Genomic DNA, 17,965 nt, shown 5'->3' on the forward strand with positions numbered 1-17,965 from the left:
GGCCACTGTCGTACCCGCGCGGCAGGATGGAGCCGTGACGGAGGCGGGGGCGGGCGCGACGGCGGGGTCGGGCGCGACGGCGGGGTCGGGCGCGACGGCGATGGCGGGCTTCGGCCCGGCCACCCGGGCGTGGTTCACCGCGGCGTTCGCCGCGCCCACCCCGGCCCAGGCCGGAGCCTGGCAGTCGATCGCCGCCGGCCGGCACGCCCTGGTCGTCGCGCCCACCGGCTCCGGCAAGACACTCGCCGCGTTCCTCTGGTCACTCGACCGGCTCGCCAGCGAGCCGGCCCCGACCGAGCGACGGCAACGCTGCCGGGTGCTCTACGTCAGCCCGCTCAAGGCCCTCGCCGTCGACGTCGAACGCAACCTGCGGACCCCGCTGGCCGGGATCCGGCAGGCCGCGACCCGGCTCGGCGTCCCGCCGCCCGACCTCACCGTCGGCATGCGCACCGGCGACACCCCGGCCGACGAGCGGCGGGCCTTCGCCCGCACCCCGCCGGACGTCCTCATCACCACCCCGGAGTCGCTGTTCCTGCTGCTCACCTCGGCGGCCCGGGATTCGCTGCGCGGCGTCGAGACGGTGATCGTCGACGAGGTGCACGCGGTCGTCGGCACCAAACGGGGCGCGCACCTCGCGCTCTCCCTGGAACGCCTCGACGAGCTGCTACCCCGGCCGGCGCAGCGGATCGGCCTGTCCGCCACGGTCCGCCCGGTCGACGCCTGCGCCCGGTTCCTCGGCGGGGCCCGCCCGGTCGACGTGGTGCAGCCGCCCAGCGCCAAGACGATCGAGGTCGGCGTCCAGGTGCCCGTACCGGATCTCACCCGGCTCGACGAGGTCGGGCCGCCGGAGGACGACCTCGGCGGCGTGGGGGCCCGGCGCGCGTCGATCTGGCCGGCGGTGGAGGAACGGGTCCTCGGGCTGGTCCGGGCGCACCGTTCGACGATCGTCTTCACCAACTCCCGGCGCAGCGCCGAGCGGCTCTGCGCCCGCCTCAACGAGCTGGCCGCCGACCCGCCGACCGAGCCGGCCCCCCGACCGCCGGGCGAGACGGGCGGCCTCCCGTCGGGCGCGGCGGACGGCCCGCCGTCCGGTCACCTGCCGGCCCGACCGCCGGCCGAGCTGACGGCCCAGGCCGGCACGGCCGTCGGGGCCGCCCCGGTGATCGCCCGCGCCCACCACGGCAGCGTCTCCCGCGAGGAGCGCAAACACATCGAAGAGGCGCTCAAGTCCGGCCAGTTGCCGTGCGTCGTCGCCACCTCCAGCCTGGAGCTGGGCATCGACATGGGCGCGGTCGACCTGGTGGTGCAGATCGAGGCCCCGCCCAGCGTGGCCGCCGGGCTGCAACGGGTCGGCCGCGCCGGGCACCAGGTCGGCGCGGTGTCCCGGGGGGTGGTGTTCCCCAAGCACCGGGGCGACCTGCTCTCCTGCACGGTGGTGGCGGAACGCATGGCCGCCGGGTCGATCGAGGAGCTGCGCCACCCGCGCAACCCGCTCGACGTGCTCGCCCAGCAGATCGTCGCGATGGTCGCGCTGGAGCCCTGGCGGGTCGCCGACCTGGCGGCCGTGGTCCGCCGGGCCGCCCCCTTCGCCGAGCTGCCCGACTCGGCCCTGCACGCCGTGCTGGACATGCTCTCCGGCCGGTACCCGTCGACCGCCTTCGCCGAGCTGCGCCCCCGGCTCGTGTGGGACCGCGCCACCGACGTGCTCACCGGCCGGCCGGGCGCGCAGCGGCTGGCCGTGACCAGCGGCGGCACCATCCCGGACCGGGGGCTGTTCGGGGTGTTCCTGGCCGGGGCGCAACGCGCCGCCCGGGTCGGCGAGCTGGACGAGGAGATGGTCTACGAGTCCCGGGTGGGCGACGTCTTCCTGCTCGGCTCGTCCTCCTGGCGGATCGAGGAGATCACCCCCGACCGGGTGCTGGTCTCCCCCGCCCCCGGGCAGGCGGCGAAGATGCCGTTCTGGAAGGGCGACCAGGCCGGTCGGCCGGTGGAGCTGGGCCGGGCCATCGGCGCCCGGGTTCGTACGCTGCTGCGGCAGGACGACGCGACGGCGACCGCCGCGCTGCGCGACGGCGGGCTGGACGAGTGGGCGGCCGACAACCTGCTGGCGTACCTGCGCGAGCAGCGGGCCGCGACCCGTTCCCTGCCGGACGACCGCACGGTGGTGGTCGAGCGGTTCCGCGACGAGCTCGGTGACTGGCGGCTGGCCGTGCACAGCGTGCTCGGCGCGCGGGTCAACGCGCCCTGGGCGCTGGCCGTCGGCCGCCGGCTGGCCGAGCGGTACGGGCTGGACGCGCAGGTGCTGCCGAGCGACGACGGCATCGTGGTCCGGTTGCCGGACACCGCCGACGAGCCGCCCGGGGCCGACCTGGTCGTCTTCGATCCGGCCGAGATCACCCAGATGGTGGAGGAGTCGGTCGGCACGTCGGCGTTGTTCGCCGCCCGGTTCCGGGAGTGCGCGGCCCGCTCGCTGCTGCTGCCCCGCCGCGACCCGCGCCGCCGCCAGCCGCTCTGGCAGCAGCGGCAACGCGCCGCCCAGCTCCTCGACGTGGCCCGCGAGTACGCCGACTTCCCGGTGACCCTGGAAGCGGCCCGGGAGTGCCTCCAGGACGTCTTCGACCTGCCCGCCCTGACCGGCCTGATGGGCGAGCTGGCCGCCCGGAAGGTCCGACTGGTCGAGGTGGAGACCGCCCAGCCGTCGCCGTTCGCCCGGTCGCTGCTCTTCGGGTACGTGGGCGCGTTCCTCTACGAGGGGGACGCGCCGCTGGCCGAGCGCCGGGCCGCCGCGCTGACCCTGGATTCGGCCCTGCTCGGCGAGCTGCTCGGCCGGGTCGACCTGCGGGAGCTGCTGGATCCGGCGGTGCTCGCCGAGACCGACCGGCAGGTGCGGTGGCTGACCGAGCAGCGCCGGCCCCGCGACGCGGAGGACGTGGTCGAGCTGCTCCGGGTGCTCGGCGACCTCTCCGACGCGGAGCTCGCCGAGCGGGGCGTGCCGCCGGGCTGGCTGACCGGGCTGGCCGCCGCCCGGCGGGCGCTGCGGGTGCGGATCGCCGGGCAGGACCGTTGGGTCGGCGTGGAGGACGCCGCCCGGCTGCGCGACGCGCTCGGCGTGGCCCTGCCGGTGGGGGTGCCCGAGGCGTACCTCACGCCGGTCGCCGACCCGCTCGGTGACCTGATCTCCCGGTACGCCCGCACGCACGGCCCGTTTCCGGCGCCGGCCTGCGCGGCCCGGTTCGGGCTCGGGGTGGCCGTGGTCGAGCAGACGCTGCGCCGGCTGGCCGCGACCGGCCGGGTGGTCTCCGGTGAGTTCCTGCCGGACGTCGCCGGCGTCCAGTGGTGCGACGCGGAGGTCCTGCGGTTGCTGCGTCGGCGGTCGCTGGCCGCGCTGCGCCGGGAGATCGAGCCGGCGCCGCCCCGGGCCCTTGCCGCGTTCCTGCCCCGCTGGCAGCAGGTGGGCGGCTCGGGTCGGGGCGTGGCGGCGCTCGCCGCCGGCGTCGAGCAGCTCCAGGGCGCGACGGTGCCGGCGTCCGCGCTGGAGAGGCTGGTCCTGCCGGCCCGGGTCGCCGACTACTCCCCCGCCTTCCTCGACGAGCTGTGCGCCAGCGGCGAGGTGGTCTGGGCCGGCTCGGGGGCGATCTCCGGCGGGGACGGCTGGGTCACCCTGGCGTACGCGGACGCCGCCCCGCTGCTGCTGACGCCGCCGGATCCGGCGCTGGCCCGCACCCCGGCGCACGAGGCGGTGCTGGACGCGCTCGGCGACGGGCAGGCGTTGTTCTTCCGGTCGCTGGCCGACCGGGTCGGCTCGACCGACGACGACGCGCTGGTCGCCGTGGTGTGGGACCTGGTCTGGGCCGGTCATCTGACCAACGACACGTTGGCCCCGCTGCGCGCGCTGCTCGGCGCGGGCGGCGCGCACCGGGCCCGACCGGCCGCGCCCCGGACCCGCTACCGCCGGCCCGGCCGGCTGGCGCTGCCCAGCCGGAGCGGGCCGCCCACGGTGGCCGGACGCTGGTCCCGGCTGCCCGAGCGGGACACCGACCCGACCCGGCGGGCCGCCGCCCTGGCCGACGTGCTGCTGGAACGGCACGGCGTGGTCACCCGGGGCGCGGTCGTCGCCGAGCAGGTGACCGGTGGTTTCGCCGCGGTGTACCCGGTGCTGTCCGCGCTCGAGGAACGCGGGGCGGCCCGGCGCGGGTACTTCGTGGAGGGGCTCGGCGCGGCCCAGTTCGCGGTGCCGGGGGCGGTCGACCGGCTGCGGTCGCTGGCCGAGGCCGGCGACTCCGGGCGGCCCCGGGCGGCGACCCCGCTGGTGCTCGCCGCGACCGACCCGGCCAACCCGTACGGCGCGGCGCTGCCCTGGCCGGAACGCGTGGTGGACTCCGGTGACGGCGCCGCCCCGGCCACCGGTCACCGGGCCGGTCGCAAGGCCGGCGCGCTGGTCGTGCTGGTCGGTGGCGAGCTGGCCCTTTACGTCGAGCGGGGCGGTCGGACGATCCTGTCGTTCACCGGCGACACCGACGCGTTGACCGGCGCGGCGAAGGCTCTCGCCGACGCGGTGCACTCCGGCGCGCTCGGCGCGATCAGCGTCGAACGCGCCGACGGCGAGGCCGTGCACGCCTCCCCGCTGCACGACGCGCTCACCGCCGCCGGCTTCCGGGCCACCCCCCGCGGCCTGCGGCTACGCGGCTGACCCCGGCCGGGCCGGCTGACCCGCCGGCCTCCCGCCGGCCGGTACGCTGTCGCCGCCCCGCCCCGCCCCGCCCCGCCCCGCTCAGCGCAGCCCGGCCAGGACGGCGTCGTAGCGTTTGCGCTGGGCGGCGCTGGTGGAGGTGTCCAGGTAGCTGAGCACGACGGTCCCGTCGCGGTACGCGTCGTCGCCCCACATGTCGGTCCGGTTGGTCGCGCTCGCCTCGTCCGGGAAGACGTACACCGACACGGCGTCGGTGACGAGCAGCTCGGCGCAGCCCAGCCCGGCGCCGTCCGGCCCGCAGTCGACCGAGCGGTCCCGCAGGTTGGGCACCGGCAGCTTCGCGGCGCGGAACGCGTCCACCACCTGCCGGGCGCTGGGCGCGCCGGCCGACCGGGTGGGCATGACGAACGGCGGGGTGCTGGCCCGGCCCGGCTCGCCCGGCCCGGCGGGCGGCGGGGTCATCCGTCCGGCCCGGGGCGGAGCGCTCGGGCTCGCGCCGGGGGCCGCCGGCGTGGCCGACGCCGACGGGGTCGCGCTCTGCGTCGGGGACGCCGACGCGGACGGGCCCGTCCACTCCGCGCCGCCCGGCCGCTCGTCGGGCTCGTCGCTCCCGCAGCCGGCGAGGGCGGTGGCGAGCAGCAGCAGGGCGGCGACAACACGGGTACGGGATGCGGAGGTCACCCCTCGCAGTCTGCCCGAGCCGCTCAAGGCGCCGGGAGGGCCGGTCGGTCGGCTTGCCCGTCAGCCGGCGGAGCCACGGGTCCGACGACGGGCCGCACGGTTCCGACGACGGGCCTTGGCGGTACGGCGACCGGGCGTCCGGGGTCGCCGCTCGGGGCCTAGGCTGGCCCGATGGGGTTCGGATGGATCTCGTTGACCACTGACTACGGGCTCTCGGACGGCTTCGTGGCGGCCTGCCACGGGGTGCTCGCCCGGCTCGCGCCACAGGTACGGGTGATCGACGTGACCCACCTGGTGCCACCGACCGACGTCCGGCAGGGCGCGGCGGTCCTCGCCCAGACCGTGCCGTACCTGCCGCCGGCCGTGCACGTCGCGGTGGTCGACCCGGGGGTGGGCACCGATCGGCGCGGCATCGCCGTCGAGACGCCGGCCGGCCTGCTGGTCGGGCCGGACAACGGCCTGCTGCTGCCGGCGGCCGAGGCGTTGGGCGGGGTCCGCGCGGCGGTGGCGCTGACCAACCCGGGGTGGCTGGCCCCGGCGGTGTCCCGCACGTTCCACGGCCGGGACGTCTTCGCTCCGGTCGCCGCCCGGCTGGCCGGCGGGGCGGCGCTGCCCGACGCGGGCCCGCCGGTCGACCCGGCCGAGCTGGTCCGGCTTCCGACGCCGACGCTGGAGCTGACTCCGGCCGGTTTCACCGCCGAGGTGCTGACCGTCGACCACTTCGGCAACGTGCAGCTCGCCGCGCCCGGCTCGGTGCTCGACGGCCGACCGGGCCGGCTCCGGGTGGCGGACCACGAGGCGGTGCACGGTGGGACGTTCGGTGACGCGCCGCCCGACGGTCTGGTCGTCTACGCCGACTCGGCCGGGCGGGTGGCGGTGGCGGTCAACGGAGGCCGGGCCGCGCAGCGACTGGGAGTACGGGCGGGCGACACCGTGTCGGTCCGGCATCCGGACTGAACCCGCTCCCCCGCTGCGTCGGCACACTCCATTGTGAAATGCTTTCCCGGTGGGTGAGCAGTTGGTTCCGGTGGCCTGTCCCTGCTGCGGTTACCGGACGGGTGGGGGCACGTGTCCGGTCTGCTTCTGGACCGACGACGGGCAGGGTGACGCCGACGCGGACGTGGTGCGCGGCGGTCCCAACGGTGACCTGAGTCTGTCGCACGCCCGGCTCAACTTCGCCATCTACGGCGCGAGTCACCCCCGCTACCAGGAGATGGTCCGCCCGCCCCGGCCGGACGAGCAGCCCTGACCGCCCGGCCCGGCCGGGGGGGGGACCCGCGACCGCGGCACCCGACCGCCCCTGCCGGGGTGACCGGCAGGCTACCGGGCGCCGCCTGCGACGCTTTGCTCTGCGCCCGCGGAGGCACCACCGGTCTCCTGAGGTGTCTGGTGCGCACGTGGGTGCAGAGCAAAGCGTCGGGAGGGGCGATGGTGGGGTCGACGGGGAAGGAATTCTTCGTTCCCGTCCCGCACGGGAGTGGACGGGCCGGCGGGTGGGCAGGATGGGATGGTGCCCGAAGGTGACACCGTCTGGAACACCGCCCGCGTGCTACGCCGGGCGTTGGTCGGTCACCGGCTGACCGGTACGGATTTCCGGGTGCCGCAGCTCGCCGTCACCGACCTCACCGGCTGGACGGTCCGCGAGTCCGTCAGCCGGGGCAAACACCTGCTGCTCCGCCTCACCGCCCCCACCGGAGCCGACAGCGCCGCCGACAGCGCGGGCGGGGACGACAGCCGGGACGGGGACGACAGCGCGGGCCGGGGCGGCGCAGGCGGGGACGGCAACGCGGGCGGGGGGCGGTGGACGCTGCACTCGCACCTGCGGATGGACGGCGCCTGGCGGACGTACGCGCCGGGGGAACGCTGGACCGCCCGCCCGGCCCACCTGATCCGGGTGGTCCTGCGCACGACCGACGCGGTGGCGGTCGGGTACCACCTGCACGAGGTCGCGTTGCTGCCGACCGACCAGGAGGACACCCTGGTCGGCCACCTCGGCCCGGACCTGCTCGGCCCGGACTGGGACGCCGCGGAGGCGGCCCGGCGGCTCGCCGCGCGCCCCGAGGCGACCATCGGCGAGGCGCTGTTGGACCAGCGCAACCTGGCCGGCGTGGGCAACCTCTACAAGTGCGAGCTGCTGTTCCTGCGGGGCGTCTCGCCGTGGACGCCGGTCGGCGCGGTGCCCGACCTGACCGGCCTGGCGACTCTCGCCCACCGGCTGCTGGCCGCCAACCGGGGACGGTGGACCCAGAGCACCACCGGCTCGTTGCGCCGGGGGCAGACCAGCTACGTCTACGGTCGTCGGGCCCAGCCGTGCCGGCGGTGCGGCGCCGCCGTCCGCAAGGACGAGCTGGGCGACCGGGTCACCTACTGGTGTCCGGTCTGCCAACCGGGACGACACTGACCGGTCGTCGGCAGATTGGGATGATTGGGCAATTCCCCCACCGAGGACCCGCGTCGCATGCTGCGGTTACGCGTTCACAGACTGTCAGCAGCGCCACGGGTACGACCCCGGTCACACCGGGGTGACGGTCGTCGTACCCCCGGCCCCGGGGGTGAGCCATGGCCATCTTCCGCAGATTCCGCCGTACCCCGACGACCACCACGGCCGGGACGATCCCGGCCGCCCGCAGCGGGACGGAGCCGTCCACCGCCGCGCCCACCACGGTCGGCCCGCCCGCCCTGGAACCGACGGCGGTGCCGCGCTACTTCGGGCCGGAACCGAACTTCGCGCACAGCCCCCGCCCCCGGCGTGACCCGACGGGCGTCGTGACGCCCGGCACCGGCCTGCGCAAGTTCGTCGACGCGCTGCCCGGCCCCGGGCCGGAGCGGGCCAACGAGCTGGGCGCGTACCTGCCGGTGGCGGTGCCCGACACGATCACGTACCCGGGCTGCGACTACTACGAGATCGGGTTGCAGCAGTACGCCCAACGTCTGCACCGGGACCTGCCCCAGACCACGCTGCGCGGTTACCGGCAGCTCAACCTGGGCACCGACCGGCACGGTCACAACACCGTCCACCCGCCCGACCGGGCGTACCACCTCGGGCCGATGATCATGGCCCGGCGGGGCCGCCCGGTACGGATCAAGTTCATCAACCAACTGCCCACCGGACGGGCCGGCGACCTGTTCCTGCCGGTCGATCCGACGCTGCCCGGGGCCGGGCCGGGGCCGTTGGACGGGCCGGCGCCGTACCCGCAGAACCGGGCGGTGCTGCGCCTGCACGGGGCACGGACCGGCTGGATCAGCGCCGGCAACCCCACCCAGTGGATCACCCCGGCCGGGGAGATCACCCCGTACCCGACCGGACCCGGGCTGGCGCACGTGCCCGACATGCCGCCGCCCGGACCGGGCGCGACCACCCTCTACCTGCCGAACGACCAGAGCGGCCGGATGATGTGGCTGCACGACAACACCCTCGGCCTGGCCCGGCTCACCACCTACTCGGGGCAGCTCGCGCCGTACCTGCTCACCGACCCGGCCGAGGAGGAGCTGATCGCCGACGGGGTGCTGCCCGCCGACCAGCTCCCGCTGGTGATCACCGACCGGACCTTCGTGCCGGACGACGCCCAACTCGCCGCCGAGGACCCCACCTGGGACCGGGACCGTTGGGGCGCCAAGGGCAGTCTCTGGCACCCGCACGTCTACCAGCCCCGGCAGAACCCGTTCCGGCCGGACGGGCGGAACCCGACCGGCCGGTGGGACTACGGCCCGTGGTGCCGTACCCCGGACGGGCCGGTGGCGCACGGCCCGACGGCGAACCCGTACCACGACCCGGTCGACGCGCCCGGCGAGCCGCCGCTGGCCCCGGGCGTGCCGCACCCCAGCGCGGTGCCCGGCGCGTACGGGGACACCCCGCTGGTCAACGGCGTCGCCTACCCGTACCTGACGGTCGCGCCGCGCGCGTACCGGTTCCGGATCCTCAACGCCTGCCCGGACCGCAGCCTGAACCTCCAGCTCTACCGGGCCCGCTCGGACGGGCCGATGTGGCACGACGACGGCAGCCTGGCCGACGCCGGAGCGGGCGAGGTGCCGATGGTGGCGGCGTCGCCCGCGCCGGGACGGCCGGCGTGCTGGCCGACCGACGGTCGGGCCGGCGGCGTGCCGGACCCGGCGGCGGCCGGGCCGGAGCTCGTCCGGATCGGCAACGAGTGCGGTCTGCTGCCGGCCCCGGTGGCGCTGCCGAACCGGCCGGTCGGCTACCGGTACGACCGGCGCGACGCGACGGTGCTCAACGTGGACGGGCACGCCCTGCTGCTCGCCCCGGGCGAACGGGCCGACGTGCTCGTCGACTTCGCCGCCGTGCCGCCGGGGACCGTCCTGATCCTCTACAACGACTGCCCTGCCCCGCTGCCCGGCGGCGACCCCCGCCACGACCACCACGCCGACTCCCCCGGCGCGGTCGGCGGATACGGGCCGGACACCCGCACCCTGCTCCAGCTCCGGGTCACCGGCCCGCCCGCGCGGCGGTACGACCTGGACCGGCTGCGGGACCGGCTGCCCGGCGCGTACGCGGCCAGCCAGCCGCCGCCGATCGTGCCGCAACCGGCCTACGACCGGGCGTTCGGCACCCGCACCGGGCAGGAGACGGTGGTGCCGGCGCACGCGGCCACGGTGAGCTTCACCCCGGTCGGGGCCACCGGGCCCGTCACGCTCCCGGTGCGGGACAAGGCCGTCCGGCAGGTCTTCGAGGCGGGGCACGGCCGGCTGACCGCCCGACTCACCGCCACCACCGCCGACGGGGCGACGCTCCCCCCGGCCGGCGCGCCGACGCCGACCGCCCCGCCGACGGAGATCCTGTACGCCACCGATCCGGCTGTCGGCGTCGGCACGCCCGGCGACGGCACCCAGCTCTGGCGGATCAGCGGCGACGGCCGGCTCACCCAGCCGCTGCATCTCGGCGGCGGGGACGCGCAGGTGGTCAACCGGGTCACCCGGGACGGCGTGGTCCGGCCCCCGGCGGCCGACGAGCGGGGCTGGAAGGAGACGATCCGGGTCGACCCCCGGGAGGCGGTGGTCGTCGCCCTGCGGCCCGTCCCGCCCGACCTGCCCTTCACCATCGGCGACTGTGTGCGCCCGCTGGACCCGACCGACCCCGACGGCACGCCGGTCGACCTCGGCTGGGAGTACCAGTGGCACAGTCAGCTCGCCGCCCACCGGGACCAGGGCGCCGCCCGGCCGCTGGTGCTGCGGGTCTCGCCGCCGGCCCCCACCGGGCTGACCGCCACCCCGGTCCCCGGCTCGACGATCGCGCTGCCGGCGATCGCGCTGGCCTGGACCGGCAACGGCGACCGGCCGCCGGCCACCGCGCACCGGCTGGACCGGGCCACCGATCCCGCGTTCACCGCCGACGTGACGACGCTGACCGTGGCCGCCACCGCCACCAGGTACGTCGACGCCACGGTCACCCCGGGCGTCACGTACCACTACCGGATCCGGGCCGAGAACGCGGTGGGCTGCTCGGGCTGGTCGGGCAGCGCCGCCGCGGTGGTGCGGCTCGCCGCGCCGACCGGGTTGACCGCGGTCGTGCCACCGGCCGCCCCGCTGCGGGTGGCGCTGCGCTGGACGAACCGGTCCTTCGCCACCGGGGTGGACGTGCAACGGGCCACCAACCCGACCTTCACCAGCGGTCCCGGGACCACCACGGTCGACGTCGTCGGCCACCACGTCGATCCGGTGGTGGCCCCGGAGACCACGTACTACTACCGGGTCCGGACCACCTGTCGGGGCGCCGCCTCGCCCTGGTCCACGGTCAGCGTGGTGACCACCCCGGCGATGCCACGCACCCCCGAACCGGTGATCGCCACGGCGTGCGTGTCGGGCCCGGAGACCGCCACGGTGATCCTCCGGTGGACCGCCGACGCGCCCGGCGGGAGCGGCTACGGGTTCGTCGTGGAACGGGCCGCCGATCCGGCTTTCACCCGGGAGCTGACCGCCTTCACCGTCTCCGGGCGTGGTTTCACCAACACCGGGTTGGCGCGGGGGGTCACCTACTGGTACCGGGTCCGCGCGGTCAACGTGGTGGGCAGCTCGGCGTTCACCGGCCCGGTGCCGGCCACCACGCCGACGTGAGGCCGGGTCGGCTCAGGCGGGGCGGCGTGCGGCCGGGCCCGGCTCAGGCGGGGCGGCGTGGGTCGCCGACCGCCCGCAGCTCGGCCAGGGCCGACGCGACCCCGTGCAGCAGGTCGGTCGCCTCGGTGAGCCGGGACGCGGCCGGGTGGGCGTCGGTGGGGCGGGCGTCCTCGGCGACGTAGCCGGCCGCCGCGACGACCAGGTGCTCGTACGCGGCGACGCCTTCGTGGAGCTGGGTGACCAGGACGCGGTGGGTGTCGGCCAGCGACTCCCGGGCCGGCGACGGGGCGAGCCGGACGGCCCGTTCGACGCTCGCCACCCGCTCGGCGAGGTCCCGCAGGGACCGGTCGGCCGCCGCGGCCTCCAGCTTCACCGGGTCGGCGAGCCCGGTGAGCCCGGTGAGCCGGCCGGCCATCCCGGCCAGGGTCAGCGCGGCGCGGTCCAGTCGGGCCCACGGCTCGGCGGCGGCGGTGCCGCGCAGCGCCACCCGGGCGCGGACCCGACGCACCTCGGCGACCACGTTGGGGCCGACCGGCAGGCGTTCCACGGCGGCGACCAGCCGGGCCCGGGAGCGGGCGGCGGCCTCGGCCGGGTCCAGCTCCGGCGGGGCCGGCTGCGCGGCGAGGGCCCGCAGGTCGATCCAGCGCCAGGCGGCCAGCGCCAGGGCGCCGCCGGCCGCGCCGGCCCACGCCGCGTCGGGCAGACCGAGCCCGGCGTACGGGGTGAGCACCGCCGCCGCCCCGCCGAGCCCTCCGGCGGTGACGCTCCACCGTCGGGCGGACGCCCGCAACCGACGCAACCGGCGGAAGTACCGTGCTCGTTCGTCTGCCACGCCTGCCTCCTCGCCCCGGCCGGTCACCCGGCGGCGGTGGTGTCTCCGGTGCCGCGGTCCCGGGTCATGCTGGCCCGGATCTCGTCCAGCCGGGCGGCGGCGGCCGGGTCGGCGGCGGGCGCCGCGGCCTGCTCGGCGCCGGCCTGGGCCGGACGGTCGGTGAGCTGCCCGCCGGCCATGCTGGCCCGGATCTGCTCCAGCCGGGAGGACCCGGCCGAGTCGAGGCTGGACTTCTGGATCTCCAGCATCCGGCCCTCGACGGAGTTGCCGGCCAGCTCGGCGCGGCCCATCGCGTTGGCGTACCGCCGCTCGATGCGGTCCCGCACCTCGTCGAGGCTGGGGGTCGAGCCGGAGGCGGTGAGCGAGGACATCGACTCCAGCGAGCGGGCCACGCTCTCCTGCATCTTGGCCTGCTCGAGCTGGCTGAGCAGCTTGGTGCGCTCGGCCAGCTTCTGCTGGAGGATCATGGAGTTGTTCTCCACCGCCCGCCGGGCCTGGGAGGCCGCGCCGATGGCCTGGTCGTGCAGGGTCTTGAGATCCTCGGTGGCCTGCTCGGCGGAGACGAGCTGGGTGGCCAGCGTCTGCGCGGACTGCTCGTACTTCGTCGCCTCGGCCTCGTCACCCTTGGCCCGGGCCTGGTCGGCCAGGACGAGCGCCTGCCGGGCCATCCCCTGGAGGCGCTCGACCTCCGACATCTGCCGGGAGAGCTTCATCTCGAGCTGACGCTGGTTGCCGATCACCGCGGCGGCCTGCTGCACCAGCGCCTGGTGCTGGCGTTGCGCCTCCTCGATGGCCTGCTGAATCTGCACCTTCGGATCGGCGTGCTCGTCGATCCGGGCGCCGAACATCGCCATCAGGTACTTCCACCCCTTGACGAACGGGTTGGCCATCTCCGCGGTATCCCCTCAGTCGCGCCGCTGCGCCCGCCCGCCGGGCCGGACCGGTGGCCCGGCGACCGACGGCTCATCCATCCTCCCAGCCCGCCGCCACCCAGGCGATGACGATGCGCCGGGACGGGCGTCACACCTGCTGATCAACCCTACGCGGCCGACACCAGCGGCGACCACGGGCGGTGTGGGCCAGCCGGTCGACGCGGCGACCGAACCCGGACCGGTGATCGGTCGGGCCGGCGGGACGGCGGTGGTCAGGCGGCGCAGACCACGTCCCGCTCGGCGGGACGGACCCGGGCGGAGCGCAGGGTGGCCTTGAGCGGGGAATCCTGGCGGACGGCCACCGCGACCGACCCGTCGCCGCCGACCTGCCGGACCGCCTGCGGGGCGACCTTGCGGACGCCGGCCCGGGTCACCGGCTCGACCGACTCGTCGACGACCGGAACCAGCACGCCCGGCATCTGCTCGGCCAACGCCACCGTGTCGCTGACCTCGCGCAGCAGCTCGGACAGGCGCGCGCCGAGCGCGTCGCAGATGGCGGCCAGCAGCTCGCTGGAGGGCTCCTTCTGGCCGCGTTCGATCTCGGAGAGGTAACCCAGGCTGACGTTCGCCGCGGACGACACCTCGCGTAGGGTGCGGTGCTGCCCCTGCCGACGCGCCCGCAGTGCATCACCGATCACCCGGCGTAGCAGGACCATCGCACCTCCCTGGAGGAACCGTTCCCCGGCGGCCGGGGCGCGCCGGGTGCGGGGGGCCGCCCCCGGGCCGGACCGCCCGTCGGAGTCTTCCCGCAACCGTACCCGCTGCCGGCCCCGCCGACATACCACCCCGGCGGGCCAGAAATCGGACCGGGCTCAGCGCCGGGCCGCGTCGACCGGCTCGCCGGCGGTCCGGATCTGGGCGGTGAGCAGGCGCAACGCCTCCTCGACGGCGGTCGCCCGGATGTGGTCCCGACCACCGTCGAGACGCAGTTCCCGCACGATCGTCCCGTTCGGTCCGGCAACCGCGACGAACACCAGGCCCACCGGTTTGCCGCCCTGCGGCTCCGGCCCGGCCACGCCGGTGGTCGCCAGCCCCCAGTCGGCCCCGCACCGCTGCCGCCCGCCCTCGGCGAGGGCCACCGCCACGTCCGGGTCGACCGGCCCGCGGGCGGCGAGCAGATCCGCCGGGACGCCGGCCAGCGTCGCCTTCAACTCGGTCGCGTACGCCACCACGCCGCCCCGGTAGACGCCGCTCACGCCGGCGATCTCCACGATCGAGGCGGCCAGCGAGCCACCCGTCAACGATTCGACGGTGGCGAGCGTCTCGCCCCGCTCGGAGAGCCGGTGCACCACCCCGGCGGCCGGATTGGTGACCGGCCGGTCGTCGGCGTCGTCCGGCGCCGTCACGTCGTCACGTCCCACTGCCATGTCCGCCTTTCTTCCCCCACCCGGTCGCGTCAACCATCCTGCACCGGGCCCGGTCGCGGGCGGACTGCCCGGCCGGGACCGGCGACGGAGCGCCCGCCCGGGGGCCGGCGACGGCCCGCCCGCGGGCGGGGTCAGCGGGGGGCGCGCAGGCGCAGGGCACGGACCACGTAGTCGAAGCCGGTCAGCACCGTCACGACCACCGCCGCGGCCATGATCCACGGACCGATCCCGGCCCAGCCGGCCGGCATCGGCCAGAGATACCAGACGATGGCGAGGATCTGCAGCGCGGTCTTGGCCTTGCCGCCCCGGCTGGCCGCGATCACCCCGTGCCGGATCACCCAGAACCGGATCAGGGTCACCCCGGCCTCCCGGACGAGGATCACCGCGGTCACCCACCAGGGCAGCCGGTCGTACCAGGACAGCAGCAACAGGGCGGCCCCGGTGAGGGCCTTGTCGGCGATCGGGTCGGCGACCTTGCCGACCGAGGTGACCAGCGCGTACCGGCGGGCGATCCAGCCGTCCGCGAAGTCGGTGAGCGAGGCGAGCGCGAAGACCAGGCAGGCCGCCACCCGCCACCCGGCGTGGGTCATCGTCGAGACGACCACCAGCACCGTGAAGACCGGCACCAGCACCAGCCGCAACGCGGTGAGCGCGTTGGCCGCGTTCACCACCGGGACCGGCGCCACCACCGTCGGCGGCGTCGGGTCGACCGCCCCGGTCACCGGGTCGACCCGTCTCGACGTGCCCGGTACCGCGCCACCTGGCTCCCCCGCTCGGTCAGGGCCCGCCGTCACCGTGCCGCGCCGGGCGCCGCCGAGATCATCTCATCCGGTACGGCGACCAGGTCGACCCCTTCGGTGCCGGTGACGGTCGCCCGGACCAGGTCACCCGGCCGCAGGGCGGCCACGTCCACCCCACCGCCGGGCGGGGCGACCAGGGTGGTCGAGCCGTCCACCTCGGGGGCCTGGTGCGCCGCCCGCCCCTCCACGACGCCGTCGTCGACCGAGTCGACGAGCACCTCGACGGTCGAGCCGAGCCGCTCCTCGGCGCGCTGCGAGCAGAGCTCGTCGGCGAGCGCGACGAGCTTGTCGTACCGCCGCCGGACGGTGGCCGCGGAGACCTTGCCGGGCAGCCCGGCGGCCTCGGTGCCGTCCTCGTCGCTGTAGTCGAACACGCCGATCGCGTCCAACCGCGCCTCCGTCAGGAACCGGACCAGCTCGTCCACGTCGGCCCGGGTCTCGCCGGGGAAGCCGACGATGAAGTTGCTGCGCGCCCCCGCCTCCGGGGCCAGGGCGCGGGCGCCGGCCAGCAGCTCCAGGAAACGGTCGGTGGAGCCGAACCGGCGCATCCGGCGCAGCACCGGCTCGCTGGAGTGCTGGAACGACAGGTCGAAGTACGCCGCCACGCCCGGCGTGGTGGCGATCGCCTCGACCAGGCCGGGCCGGGTCTCGGCCGGCTGGAGGTAGCTGGCCCGGACCCGGACGATCCCGTCGATCGCGGCGAGCTGCGGCAGCAGCTTCTCCAGCGCCCGGGGATCGCCCAGGTCCTTGCCGTACGACGTCGAGTTCTCGCTGACCAGGACCAGCTCCCGGACGCCCGTCCCGGCCAGCCACTCGGCCTCGGCGAGCAGCTCGTCGGGCGTACGGGAGACGAAGGCGCCGCGGAAGGCGGGGATGGCGCAGAACGCGCAGCGCCGGTCGCATCCGCTGGCCAGCTTGAGCGACGCGACCGGGCCGGTGTCCAGCCGGTGGCGCAGCACCGGACGCAGGTGCGCCGGGGTGTGCTCGTCGGTCTGCGGGGCGACCCGGGTCGGCGTGCCGTGGCCGGGCGGCGACGCCGGCGTGCCGTGGCCGGGCAGGGACACCGCGCTGGCCCGCCGGGCCACCGGGGTCAGCGGCAGCAGCTCGCGGCGGTCCCGTGGGGTGTGCGCGGGCACCGTCTCGCCGACGAGCACCGCGTCGAGCCGGGCGGCGATGTCGGGGTAGTCGTCGAAGCTGAGCACGGCCCGCGCCTCGGGCAGGCTGTCGGCCAGCTCCCGGCCGTACCGCTCGGCCATGCAGCCGGCCGCCACCACGGTGGCCCCGGTGTCGGCGGCGGCCAGCAGCGTCTGGATCGAATCCTGCTTGGCCTTCTCCACGAACCCGCAGGTGTTCACGACCACCACGTCGGCGCGCTCGCCGTCGGTGGTCACCTGCCAGCCGTCGGCGTGCAGGCGGGCGGCCAACTCCTCCGAGTCGACCTCGTTGCGGGCACAGCCCAGGGTCAGCAGGGCGACCCGGCGACCGTCAGCGGGGGAAGGGGAGGCGGCAGACACCACCCGAGGGTACCGGGCGCGCGGTGGCCGCCCGCCGACGCCCGGCCCACGTAGCCGCGCTCACACCGTGGTCGCGGCGAGCTGGACGAGCCGGTCCAGCAGGAACGCCTCGGTGCCGGCCAGGCCCACCGAACAGAACACGGTGACGTCGTCGCGGTCCGTCCGTCCGGACGCCGCGCCGGCCAGCACCGCGCCCAGGTCACCCAACCGCTCCGCGTACGGGGGCAGCGCCGCCAGCATCGGCGGGTCGTACGCCCCGGCCTGGGCGGGCGAGTCGGTGACCAGCGCGCCGGCGGCGTCCAGCAGGGTGGTGTCGAACTCGGCGCGCCCGCGCTGTTTGAAGCCGACCAGGTTGACGTGGACGCCCGGGGCGAGGTCCCCGGCGTCGAGCACCGGGGTGGGGCTGTCGGTGGCGACCAGCACCACGTCGCGCCCGCGGACCGCCTCACCCGGGGTGGCAACCGCGCGCGCCGGGACGCCCAGCTCGGCCTGGACCCGGGCGGCGAACCGCTGCCGGCGCGCCGGGGTGGGGCTGTGCACGGTCACCTCCCGTAGCGGGCGGACCGCCGCCGTGGCCCACACCTGGGCCCACGCCTGCCCACCGGAGCCGAGCACCCCGACGGTGGTCGCCTCCGGGCGGGCCAACGCGTCCACGGCGACCCCGCCGAGCCCTCCGGTGCGCCGCGAGCCCAGCTCCGCGCCGACGCCGACCGCCCGTACCGCCCCGGTCCGGCCGTCGTGCAGCACCACGAGCTGCTCCCCCTCGGGGTGACCGAAGGTGTCGTAGGAGCGGTAGCCGTACCACTCGCCGGTGAGCTGGCCGGCGGTGAACACCAGCCGGCCGCCGTCGAGCCGGGCCGACGCCCGGGGCGGGGCGACCAGGCGACCCTCGTACGCGGCCAGCACCGCGCCACGCATCGCCTCGACGGCGCGGCCCGCGTCGAGGACGGCGGCGACCTCCCGGTCGGAGAAGAGCAGAGCCATGAGCCGATCCTTCAACATGAAGACAACTTCAGGTCAATGGTGGTGTCCGGGGTCACCCTCGACCGGCCGGTCGGCCGGGTCGGGCATCCCCCGACC

Annotated in this window: 13 protein-coding genes; 5 read left to right on the plus strand and 8 right to left on the minus strand. The window is 76.5% G+C overall.

Annotated elements, in window-relative coordinates; genetic code table 11:
- The first annotated feature begins 100 nt into the window (after positions 1 to 100).
- The gene (locus O7606_RS10990) at positions 101 to 4,690 is read left to right on the plus strand and encodes an ATP-dependent helicase (RefSeq protein ID WP_281599611.1); all 4,590 of its coding nucleotides are present in this window, start codon (positions 101 to 103) and stop codon (positions 4,688 to 4,690) included.
- An 81-nt stretch (positions 4,691 to 4,771) separates the two neighbouring features.
- Here the strand turns inward: O7606_RS10990 and O7606_RS10995 are convergent, their stop codons facing one another.
- Positions 4,772 to 5,371, minus strand: a complete 600-nt coding sequence (locus O7606_RS10995) for a hypothetical protein (protein WP_281598952.1) — start codon at positions 5,369 to 5,371, stop codon at positions 4,772 to 4,774.
- Between the two features lie 171 nt (positions 5,372 to 5,542).
- Here O7606_RS10995 and O7606_RS11000 point away from each other — a divergent pair, with 171 nt between their 5' ends.
- The 4 genes from O7606_RS11000 to O7606_RS11015 all read left to right on the plus strand — a co-directional run bounded on the left by O7606_RS11000 (position 5,543) and on the right by O7606_RS11015 (position 11,440).
- The gene (locus O7606_RS11000) at positions 5,543 to 6,328 is read left to right on the plus strand and encodes an SAM-dependent chlorinase/fluorinase (protein ID WP_281598953.1); all 786 of its coding nucleotides are present in this window, start codon (positions 5,543 to 5,545) and stop codon (positions 6,326 to 6,328) included.
- A gap of 49 nt (positions 6,329 to 6,377) precedes the next feature.
- Positions 6,378 to 6,620 carry a CPCC family cysteine-rich protein gene (locus O7606_RS11005; RefSeq protein ID WP_281598954.1) on the plus strand — a complete coding sequence of 81 codons (243 nt, stop codon included), beginning with the start codon at positions 6,378 to 6,380 and terminating at the stop codon, positions 6,618 to 6,620.
- Positions 6,621 to 6,881: 261 nt separating this feature from the next.
- Positions 6,882 to 7,772: a DNA-formamidopyrimidine glycosylase family protein gene (locus O7606_RS11010; protein WP_281598955.1), complete on the plus strand. Its 891-nt coding sequence runs from the start codon at positions 6,882 to 6,884 to the stop codon at positions 7,770 to 7,772.
- Positions 7,773 to 7,930: 158 nt separating this feature from the next.
- Positions 7,931 to 11,440, plus strand: a complete 3,510-nt coding sequence (locus O7606_RS11015; protein ID WP_281598956.1) for a hypothetical protein — start codon at positions 7,931 to 7,933, stop codon at positions 11,438 to 11,440.
- Between the two features lie 43 nt (positions 11,441 to 11,483).
- Here the strand turns inward: O7606_RS11015 and O7606_RS11020 are convergent, their stop codons facing one another.
- The 7 genes from O7606_RS11020 to O7606_RS11050 form a co-directional block, all read right to left on the minus strand.
- Entirely contained in the window at positions 11,484 to 12,272 is a 789-nt protein-coding gene (locus O7606_RS11020) for a hypothetical protein (protein WP_281598957.1), read from the minus strand.
- A 23-nt stretch (positions 12,273 to 12,295) separates the two neighbouring features.
- On the minus strand, positions 12,296 to 13,162 hold the full coding sequence (locus tag O7606_RS11025) for a PspA/IM30 family protein (RefSeq protein ID WP_281598958.1): 867 nt from the start codon (positions 13,160 to 13,162) through the stop codon (positions 12,296 to 12,298).
- A gap of 254 nt (positions 13,163 to 13,416) precedes the next feature.
- The gene (locus O7606_RS11030; RefSeq protein WP_281598959.1) at positions 13,417 to 13,860 is read right to left on the minus strand and encodes a helix-turn-helix transcriptional regulator; all 444 of its coding nucleotides are present in this window, start codon (positions 13,858 to 13,860) and stop codon (positions 13,417 to 13,419) included.
- A 156-nt stretch (positions 13,861 to 14,016) separates the two neighbouring features.
- On the minus strand, positions 14,017 to 14,571 hold the full coding sequence (locus O7606_RS11035) for a CinA family protein (RefSeq protein ID WP_281598960.1): 555 nt from the start codon (positions 14,569 to 14,571) through the stop codon (positions 14,017 to 14,019).
- Positions 14,572 to 14,702: 131 nt separating this feature from the next.
- Entirely contained in the window at positions 14,703 to 15,293 is a 591-nt protein-coding gene (gene pgsA, locus O7606_RS11040) for a CDP-diacylglycerol--glycerol-3-phosphate 3-phosphatidyltransferase (RefSeq protein ID WP_281598961.1), read from the minus strand.
- A gap of 68 nt (positions 15,294 to 15,361) precedes the next feature.
- Positions 15,362 to 16,888 (minus strand): 30S ribosomal protein S12 methylthiotransferase RimO, encoded by a 1,527-nt coding sequence (gene rimO / locus O7606_RS11045; protein WP_281598962.1) that lies wholly within the window; start codon positions 16,886 to 16,888, stop codon positions 15,362 to 15,364.
- Positions 16,889 to 16,945: 57 nt separating this feature from the next.
- On the minus strand, positions 16,946 to 17,869 hold the full coding sequence (locus O7606_RS11050; protein WP_281598963.1) for an ornithine cyclodeaminase family protein: 924 nt from the start codon (positions 17,867 to 17,869) through the stop codon (positions 16,946 to 16,948).
- Positions 17,870 to 17,965 lie beyond the last annotated feature (96 nt).

Origin of the sequence: Micromonospora sp. WMMD882, assembly GCF_027497255.1 — a bacterium.
In the GTDB taxonomy this organism is placed as follows: domain Bacteria; phylum Actinomycetota; class Actinomycetes; order Mycobacteriales; family Micromonosporaceae; genus Micromonospora.